Origin of the sequence: Alkalilimnicola ehrlichii, assembly GCF_003399765.1 — a bacterium.
Lineage (GTDB): Bacteria > Pseudomonadota > Gammaproteobacteria > Nitrococcales > AK92 > AK92.
The window spans coordinates 21,667-30,238 of sequence record NZ_NFZV01000040.1 but is presented as its reverse complement, the minus strand read 5'-3'; the positions used below and the strand labels follow the sequence as shown (position 1 = coordinate 30,238).

Sequence of the window (8,572 nt, the reverse complement as noted above, 5' to 3'; positions counted from 1 at the left end):
ATCGGGCGTTTGCCAGCGCAGCCGGGCGCGCTGGCCCGCCAACTGCTGGACCGGATAGCCGCGGGGGATTTTGATGTCGATCTCGAAGCGGAAGGGCTGGGAAAACTGTTCGCGACCGTGTAAGGCGATGGCATTGAGCGGCGGGAAGTCCGCCACCTCCAGCGACAGACGTGAGAAATCAGGGGTCCCCCGGTCCATGGGCATTTGTCCTCATTCGTTTATTTACTGCTTGAGCTAAGCCTTTCTTATTTGTAGAACGTTGTCAAACGGGATATTTTGTCTCGTATCGTATTGTGAAATGGCGATTTCTAGAGCTCGCCGAATTCTTCGCTAAAACCGGCAATCCGTTCGCGACAGGATTGCTCGACTAAGGCTTTTAGCCGATCGATACGTTCGCCCAACCACTCCAGGTCCGCACGGGTAATCGCGTAGTTTTCGTCGTAACGGGAGTCGATGTAAGCCTTTTTAAGGAGCTCAAACCGAGCTTTGTCTTGTTGCGTGACTTTGGGGAATACGGGCAAGAAGCGTGGGTCGTGGCTTGCGACTTGCTTTGCAAGTTTTTCGATGCCATGTTGCTTAGCTTTGTAACCTGTGTGCACGAGCAGTACCGTGTTGTAGAAGCGCTCTGTAGCCTGATGCAACTCGAATGCCGCAATAGCAAGTTCGCCTTGCTCCAGGGCGAACCGGTACTGTTTCATAAAGCCGTTAGCACTTTTAAACCAGAAATTAAAATCTTTTTCCGCCTTAGCCTTACGCTCTTCCGCGTCTAGCTTCCGCGGCGGCTCTAGTTCCACCCGGCCGCTGTCGTAAAGCACGATGCCTTCTTTGTATATATCGGTGTAGAAATAATGCCCTTCCTGCAGGCGCTTCTGTAGCGGCCGGCAGTCTTCCACGATCAGGTTCGGCCAGGTCTTTAAGGCCGGATGCTCATGCACCCGTTGCTCGACCTTGCTCCACAGCGGTTTGGATTTCTTCGTCCGCACCAGATCGGTGACCACCAGCAGATCGTAGTCGCTACGGTACTCGTAGGTGATGTGCCCTTCGACGTAGCTGTCCTCCACCCAATTACCACGGGCGTAGCTGCCGAACAACACGATCAGCTCCACGTCTACCAAGGCGGTGATGGTTTCAACAATTAAACGCAGCTCGCGCTGCTTATTATCCGGTAGGTGGGAAATATCCGTTTTCATGATGTCCAGCGGGTCTCTTGATAAGAACAAACCTCGATTCTTACAGATTGAAGATCCTAAGGAAATAATACTAGGTGAAGAGATAATAGGAAAAACTCGGTATTTCCTTAAGTAGATAGCGAGTAGAGTAAGGCGGGACGCGATAAATCGGTCCTCGCGCCCCTGCGTCGTTACCGTTGCGCCGCTTGATTAACGTCGTGACGGGTGATTTTGCCGCCGACGCCGGTGCCTTCCAATTCGGATAGTTCGACGCCAAGTTCCTCGGCCATTTTGCGTGCGGCTTGGGTGGCCGGGATACTCGATGCCTCGTCAGGCTCGGATTCCGCACCGGCTTCTTGTTCCTCGTCGTTGTCTTCCGCGCTTTCGCCGCTCGCTTTCGCTATCTCATCGGTAATGGCTCGCTTGTCGTCGCCTGCCTGTTGTTCTTCGCTTTCTTCGGTCTCAGCAGCCTGTGCTTGTTCTGAGTCTTGCGCGCTGGATTCTTGGTTGGCAAGTGCGCTTTCTAGAGCGCTTTCGGCCTGTTCGCAGGCCTCGTCTACATTGTCGATGAACGCTTGTAGCGCGTCCGCTTCGGGAAAGCGGTCGCGCAAGCTATTAAGAGCGCCCCGCGTTTCTTCCAGTTGATCCTTGATCTGGTCGACCGCTTCGCCGATAAACGATTGCACGCCCTGCAAGGCGCTCTCTTGAATTTTGCTGTTCAGGTTCTCCTGCACGTCCATGTAATACCGCTCCTATCGATGCTCGACGACGCGTAGCTTTGTTGCTTGGCCGTTGCGGCCGAGTACCTGTTCGATCAAGGCGCTTGGTCGTCCCGCAAATGCCGTATTGTGGCGCCGCTATCGCTGCTTCGCTCGTCTTCGATGTCCAGTTCGGAAATATTGCCGACGATGTCTTCGTCTTCGATGCCGCCATCGGCGTTGAGCTTGATCTCTACAATATCGCCCGACTGATCGATTGCCCGTTGTACGATTCCACCGCTATCGTCGCGATGTTCGCCGAGGATTTGCCAGTCATGTTCCTGCTGTTGCGCGGATGGGTTCTCGCCTCCGTTGGTAGGGGCGTTCTCTGTTGAGTGGCGGGCTGCGTTCTGGGCTTTGTCGGCGGTTGTACTCGCCGTTTGGCGAGCTTGTTCGGTAGCCGTGTTAGCCTCAAGGCTTGCTTCATCGGTAGCCTTGCCGGCGCTTTCGCCAGCGGCCTCGCTGGCTTTTTCCACTCCTTCTCCGGCGCTCTCTGCCACTTTGCCGGTTTCCTCGCCAACTTCTTCGGCTGCTTGTCCTGCTCCGGCGCCTACATCCTCGGCGGCGGAGCCTGCTCCTTGTCCAACTTCTTTGGTCGCTTTGCCAGCACCTTCGCCGACCGCTTCTACGGCTTCGCCGGTGCCCTCGCTGACCTGTTCCAGCGATGAGCTTACGCCTTGAACCAAGTCGCGAAGTACATCCGGGTTGCGGTCTACTGTGGTTAACACGCGGTCGACGGTGGCGGTCACGTTGTCTAATCTTACTTTTAGAAGCGCTTGCGCCTCGACGCCGGCAATACGAAGCTTTACCTGGCCAAGACGAGCGTCGATACCGACGCTGAGTTTGACTAGATCGAAAACTTCGGTTTGTAGCGATACGCGTGCTTTGAGGTCTTCCAGTTCGAAGTCGATTTCATCGACTTTTGCTACTGGAATATCCAGCAACACATCGGGGCTGTTGCGGTTAGTGGCGTCGGCGTCTGAATAATGGAGAGCGTAATCTTGGTACTGTCGTTCCGCTACGCTACCTTCGCTGGGCAGATTGCGCGTGCTCGCGCCTCCCTCCCGGTCGGTCTGACGGTGCTTGGCGTCGCGAGTCTCTTGATGGCTACCGTTGCCTGTGCCTGGCGGCATGGCGAGGCCTCCTTTACCGCAGCAGTTATCGATTCCCCGGAAAGTACCTCTTGTTCAAGCCGTTCTGCCGAAAGTGTAGGCGGTGTAACCCATACGTGAGGCTTTCCTAATGCTTCCCTGTTCCGGTTTATGGGGGCCGGTTTGGGGGTGACAAGGCGTATTCTGTTTTCTTATGAGGGCGCTAAATTTTTAATGTTTATATAGAAGAGGAAATAATTATTTCTTCTATAGGTTCGACGGTAAGCGTTCTTGTATTAGTTTGCTAGGTAATAACAAGCTGCTATGCAGAAGATGATTTGCGAGTGTCTTATGTAAAGGTTTTCTTCCCGAAAGGAAGGGTTGGGTTTATGAGGTTTTTGTAAGGTTATGGAGAGAGGGCATATTTTTAGTTTCTTCTTGGCCGGCCGATTAATAATATGAAGTATGTTGTTGTCGTAGAATACATAAGGATTGTCTGTCGGGTTTAAAACGGGCAAGCGGATTATTCGGTGCCTACCGGGTATGCTGGGGGATGATTTGAAGCACGAAGTGTCTGCCGACGAAGCCGCGTTGGCGAGTGGGTTAGCGGATTATATCGTCCTGGAGCGGGTGTTTGACGGCGAGCGGACGCGCGTGTACCGAGGTCGTGCGATTGCAGACGGTAAGCCGGTCATCGTCAAGGCCTTGCGCGACGAGCGGCAGGAACGGGAGGCGATCGCGCGCTTTTATCATGAATACGAGGTGCTGACCCGCCTTGGCAGCGATTATATCGTTCGTCCTTACTCGCTGGAGCAAGTGAATAACCTGCCGGTACTGATTTTAGAAGATATCGGCGGCGAGTCGCTTGATCGCATCCTGGCAACGCGGCCGCTGAGCGTGGAAGAATGCTTGCAGATCGGTAGCAAGGTGGCCGCCGGTTTGGCGGAGTTACATGCGGCGCAACTGGTTCATAAGGATATAACGCCTAGCAACCTTATCTATAACCCCGAGTCGGGTCGTTTGCAGCTGATCGATTTCGGCTTGGCGATCTCTTTTACGTGCGAATCCCCGCTTTTCGTCAACCCTTCGAATGTGCCTGGAACCGTGGCTTATATGTCGCCCGAGCAGACGGGGCGGATGAATCGAACGCTGGATTATCGGACCGATCTCTATTCGTTAGGGGCTACGTTGTATGCATTATTGACCCGGCGCCCGTTATTTCCGGTCACGGAGCCGCTCGAATGGTTCCATTGCCATATCGCGAAAGATCCGGTGCCGCCGGCCGCGGTTGATCCTGCCATCCCGGCGAGTGTGTCGGCGGTCATCATGAAGCTGTTGGCGAAGACGGCCGAAGAGCGTTATCAGAGCGCGAAGGGAGTGCAGGCGGACTTACAACGCTGTTTGAAACAGTTGCGTTACGGGAAGGACGCCCCTTCGTTTACTCCCGGCCTGCATGACGTACCCGATAAGTTCCGGATTCCCGAGCGTCTGTATGGTCGGGAAGGTGCCGTTGTCGATTTGCTGACCGCTTTCGAGGCGGCCGGTCGCCACGGTGTGGCAGTGGCCATGTTGGCGGGGCGTTTGGGGGTTGGTAAGACGCGCCTGCTGCACGAGCTGTATAAACCGGTAACGGCGCGGAAAGGTTATTTCGTTACCGGAAAGTTCGATCCCGTGCACCGGGATGTGCCGTATAGCGCATTGACGGAAGCCTTGTCCGACCTAGTGCGGCAACTGCTTACCGAGAGTGCGGGCCGCTTGGCCGATTGGCGCGAGAAAATAATGGCTGGTCTCGGCGCCAATGCGGGCCTGATCGTCGACTTGATTCCGCAGTTGGCGTTTATCGTCGGTCCGCAACCGGGCATTCCGGATTTGCCGCCTCTTGAGTCCGAGCAGCGCTTTAGGTTGGCGCTGCTTAGTTTTATCCGCGTCTTTGACTTGCCGGAGCATCCTTTGGTCCTGGTGTTGGACGACTTGCAGTGGGCGGATCCGGGTACGCTTGGTTTGGTGGACCTCCTTCGGACGCGAGCTGAGGGCAAGCACTTGTTGTTGCTCGGCGCCTATCGGGATGACGAGGTACGACCGGGGCACCCGCTGTTGGAGGCGATCGACCAGCTAGAGGACAGCGACACGCCGCTGTTTCGAGTGACGGTGGAGCCGTTATCCACGCCTGCTTTGTGTCAGCTGCTCGGGCATACTTTGCGTGCTGCGCCGGCCGACGTTGAGCCCTTGGCTCAGTTGGTTAAGCGTAAAACGGAAGGTAACCCGTTTTTTGTCGAGGAGTTTCTGCGCTCGCTGCATGCTGACGGATTAATCGCCTTCGATCTTGAGCGAGGCTGCTGGCATTGGAATCTTGAACGGATCAATGCGCAAAGAATGACCGACAACGTCGTCGATCTGATGGCGCGTAAGCTTGAGGTTCTGGCCGAAGAAACTCGGCAGGTATTGGAAGTGGCGGCTTGTGCAGGGGGGCGTTTTTCCCTAAGGGAGTTATCGATCATGCTCGGGGAGGCGCCCGTCGGTGTTGCCGTTAAACTCCAGCAGGCTGTCGCCGAGGGGCTTATCGCTCCGGTTAAGGACGGCTATCAGTTGCTGGAGTTGCGGCAAGCCGGGCGCGTGTCCGAGCTTACGGTTGCATTCGCCTTTACCCATGATCGGATACAGCAGGCCGCTTACGAATTGATCGATCCTGCTGAGCGTGCAGCGGTGCACTTACGCGTAGGGCGGCGCTTATTGCATGGTTTGCCGGAGGCTAAAGGTGGCGATGAATTCTTTAGTATCGTCAATCATCTCAATATTGGCGAACCGTTGCTAACGGATCCGGAGGAGCGTGTCGAGCTGTGTCGGCTGAATCTGCTGGCGGCTAAGCGGGCGAAGCAGACGGCGTCGTACAGGATTGCTTTCGGCCACTTAGAGCGTGCCTTAGCGTTGGCAGGGGTGGAATGCTGGGAAAACGACTATGCTTTGGCGTTGGAGCTCTATGTGCAAGCGTCGGAAACGGCGTATTTGAGCGGGCAGTACGAAGCCTTAGACGACTTGCTCAAGGTCGGTTTGCAACGGGCGGGTTCGGTGCTCGATCAAGCTGCATTCTACGAAGTGCAGATTTCGGCTTATATTGCTCGTGGCGAGCTGTTGCGGGCTATTCAAGTCGCTAAGCCGGTATTAAAACGGCTGGGCCATTCTTACCCGGCGAATCCTAATAAGTTTCACGTGCTGTTGGCTTTGCTTAAGATCAAGCGCCGGCTACGCGGCGGTTTCGACGAGCTTCGAGCGTTGCCGCCGATGATGAATCCCCGCCATCTCGCCGCCATGCGTATCGGCGGTACACTTGGCAGCGCGGCGATGTTCGCTCAGCCGATGCTATTGCCGTTGATGGTGCTGAGTGCGATCGAAGTATCGATCGAGCACGGGCAGGCACCGTTGACGGCAACCAGCTTCGTTATGTTGGGGATGATTTTTGCCAACGCCTTAGGCGATATCGAACAAGGCGATGCGCTCGGTCGTTTAGGTCTGGAAATGGCAGAAGCGTCCGGCGATCTCTACATCCTCGGGCGTGCCCAGCATTTGTACGGCAGCTTAGTTCAACATTGGAAAACGCCGCTCTACAAGACCTTCGGCCGCTTACGGGAAGCCGCGAAGCTCTGCCTGGAAAATGGCGATTTCGAGTATGCCATCCATGCCACGACGCTGCACTGCAAGCATATGCAGCTTTCCGGAGCAGGGCTTTCGCAAGTCGAGCAGGAGCTTAGCCGTGGGATGGCGGCGTTTAAGGCGTTGCGCCAACGTGCCCTGCTTTACCACGTGCAGGGGCAGCACCAAACCGTACTCAATTTATTAGGACGTTCTGCCGACCCGGCACATTTAGTTGGCGAGGCTTACGATATCGATGTGCTGCTTCCCCTGCATCGGGATGCCAAGGACAGAACGCTGGTCGAATCGATTCTGTTGCACGCCTTGTTTCTCCGCTACACGTTTGGGGATTACGAAGGCGCGCTTGCGCTTGCGGATCAATCCGACGAGGACGTGACGGAGTCGAGCGGGTTTTATGCCTACTTGCTCTTTGAATTCTACGATCCTTTGATCCGGCTGCGCGTAGCCGAGACGGCGCCTAAGGCCAGGCGGCGTCGCTTAATTAGGCAAGCGAGCCGTAGACTGAAGAAGCTGAAACGCTATGCGGCACGTTGCCCGGTTAATTTCTTGGATAAACAGTACTTGGTTGAGGCCGAGCGTCTCCGGGTCATGGGCAAGCCTCTAGTCGCTCATGAGTATTACGACCTGGCCATAGCCTGCGCCCGCGAGCAGGGCTTTATGCACGAGCAGGCGCTGGCGAATGAGCTATGCGGCGACATGCACATGGCCGCGGGGCGTCTAACGCTCGGCTTGCCGTATTTGCGAGAGTCGCACGCGCTGTATCGTCGTTGGGGGGCTGTCGCTAAGGTGAGGCAGCTCGAACAGCGATTCCCGCAGCTTAGGTCGGCGCCCAGTGCGACGGCCACACATACCTCGGCGGTGCCGTTGGCTAGTATAGATATTGGCGGCTTAATGAAAGCGTTAAAGGCGATTGCCGACGAGCAGGTTCATGGTCGGATGGTGATGAAGGTTATTACCTCCGCTATGGAATTTGCCGGTGCGCAGCGGGGCGCTTTAGCGTTACGGGGGCCGCAGGGCGATTTATATATTGAAGTCGGTGCGGAGGTCGGTACTGAGCCGAGGGTGCATCAGCAACAGTTGCTGAGCGACTGCCCCTTGGTTTCCCAGGCGGTGGTCAACTACGTTACGAGAACGCGCCAAGCCGTAGTGGTCGACGATGCCCAGGGCAACGATCATGAAATCCCTGGCTTAAATCTAGACGAGCACGTTATTGGTAATCGGGTAAGGTCCATTCTTTGCCTGCCGATCATCGCCGGCGCGGGCGTTAAGAGCGAACTCATTGGCTTGTTGTACTTAGAGAATAATCGAACCACCAACTGCTTTACCCCCGATCGGTTTGGGATACTGGAGATCATCGGCGTTGCGGCGGCAGGGCGGCTGGAGTTATCGCGTAAAGCGGCTCTGGATGGACTGACCAATCTGTATAACCATGATTACTTTCAAAATACGCTCAAGCAGGAAGTCGTCACCGCATCGCGCTTCCGGCGCAAGCTTTCATTGATTTTAATCGACATCGATCATTTTAAATCGTTTAACGATCAATGGGGGCATCCGTTAGGGGACCGTGTGCTGCGGGAAGTCGCCGAGCTTATCAAGTTGAACTCGCGCGAGGGAGACACCGTTGCGCGTTACGGCGGGGAGGAGATCGCCGTGATCTTGCCGGGCTTGGGGCAAGATGAAGCGCGGCTGGTTGCCGAACGGTTCCGCCATGCGGTGGAAACTCATCAGGTGGAGCACGATAGGCAGTGCCTTAGCGTCACCGTCAGTCTCGGCGTGGCAAGTTTGGGCGAGCAGGCAGCCGATGCAGCAGGTTTGATTCGTAAGGCCGATGAGGCTTTGTACCGGTCGAAAGCGCAAGGGCGTAACTACGTCAGCGTCGCTTAGGGGTACGCTGCAAATGGAAGTC

At 55.8% G+C, this 8,572-nt stretch carries 5 protein-coding genes; 1 reads left to right on the top strand and 4 read right to left on the bottom strand.

Annotated features, from left to right (window positions below):
• From CAI21_RS21180 to CAI21_RS21165, 4 genes are all read right to left on the bottom strand, one after another.
• On the bottom strand, positions 1 to 198 hold a 198-nt coding region (locus CAI21_RS21180), incomplete at its 3' end, for a hypothetical protein (RefSeq protein WP_147305199.1).
• A gap of 110 nt (positions 199 to 308) precedes the next feature.
• Positions 309 to 1,220, bottom strand: coding sequence for a HEPN domain-containing protein (locus tag CAI21_RS21175; protein ID WP_147305198.1), 912 nt, complete (start codon positions 1,218 to 1,220; stop codon positions 309 to 311).
• Between the two features lie 140 nt (positions 1,221 to 1,360).
• Positions 1,361 to 1,909 carry an E3 binding domain-containing protein gene (locus CAI21_RS21170; RefSeq protein WP_116304124.1) on the bottom strand — a complete coding sequence of 183 codons (549 nt, stop codon included), beginning with the start codon at positions 1,907 to 1,909 and terminating at the stop codon, positions 1,361 to 1,363.
• Between the two features lie 74 nt (positions 1,910 to 1,983).
• Positions 1,984 to 3,060, bottom strand: a complete 1,077-nt coding sequence (locus CAI21_RS21165) for a hypothetical protein (RefSeq protein WP_116304123.1) — start codon at positions 3,058 to 3,060, stop codon at positions 1,984 to 1,986.
• A 501-nt stretch (positions 3,061 to 3,561) separates the two neighbouring features.
• Between CAI21_RS21165 and CAI21_RS21160 the strand changes: the two genes are divergently transcribed.
• Entirely contained in the window at positions 3,562 to 8,550 is a 4,989-nt protein-coding gene (locus tag CAI21_RS21160) for a diguanylate cyclase (RefSeq protein WP_116304122.1), read from the top strand.
• The last annotated feature ends 22 nt before the right edge of the window (positions 8,551 to 8,572 follow it).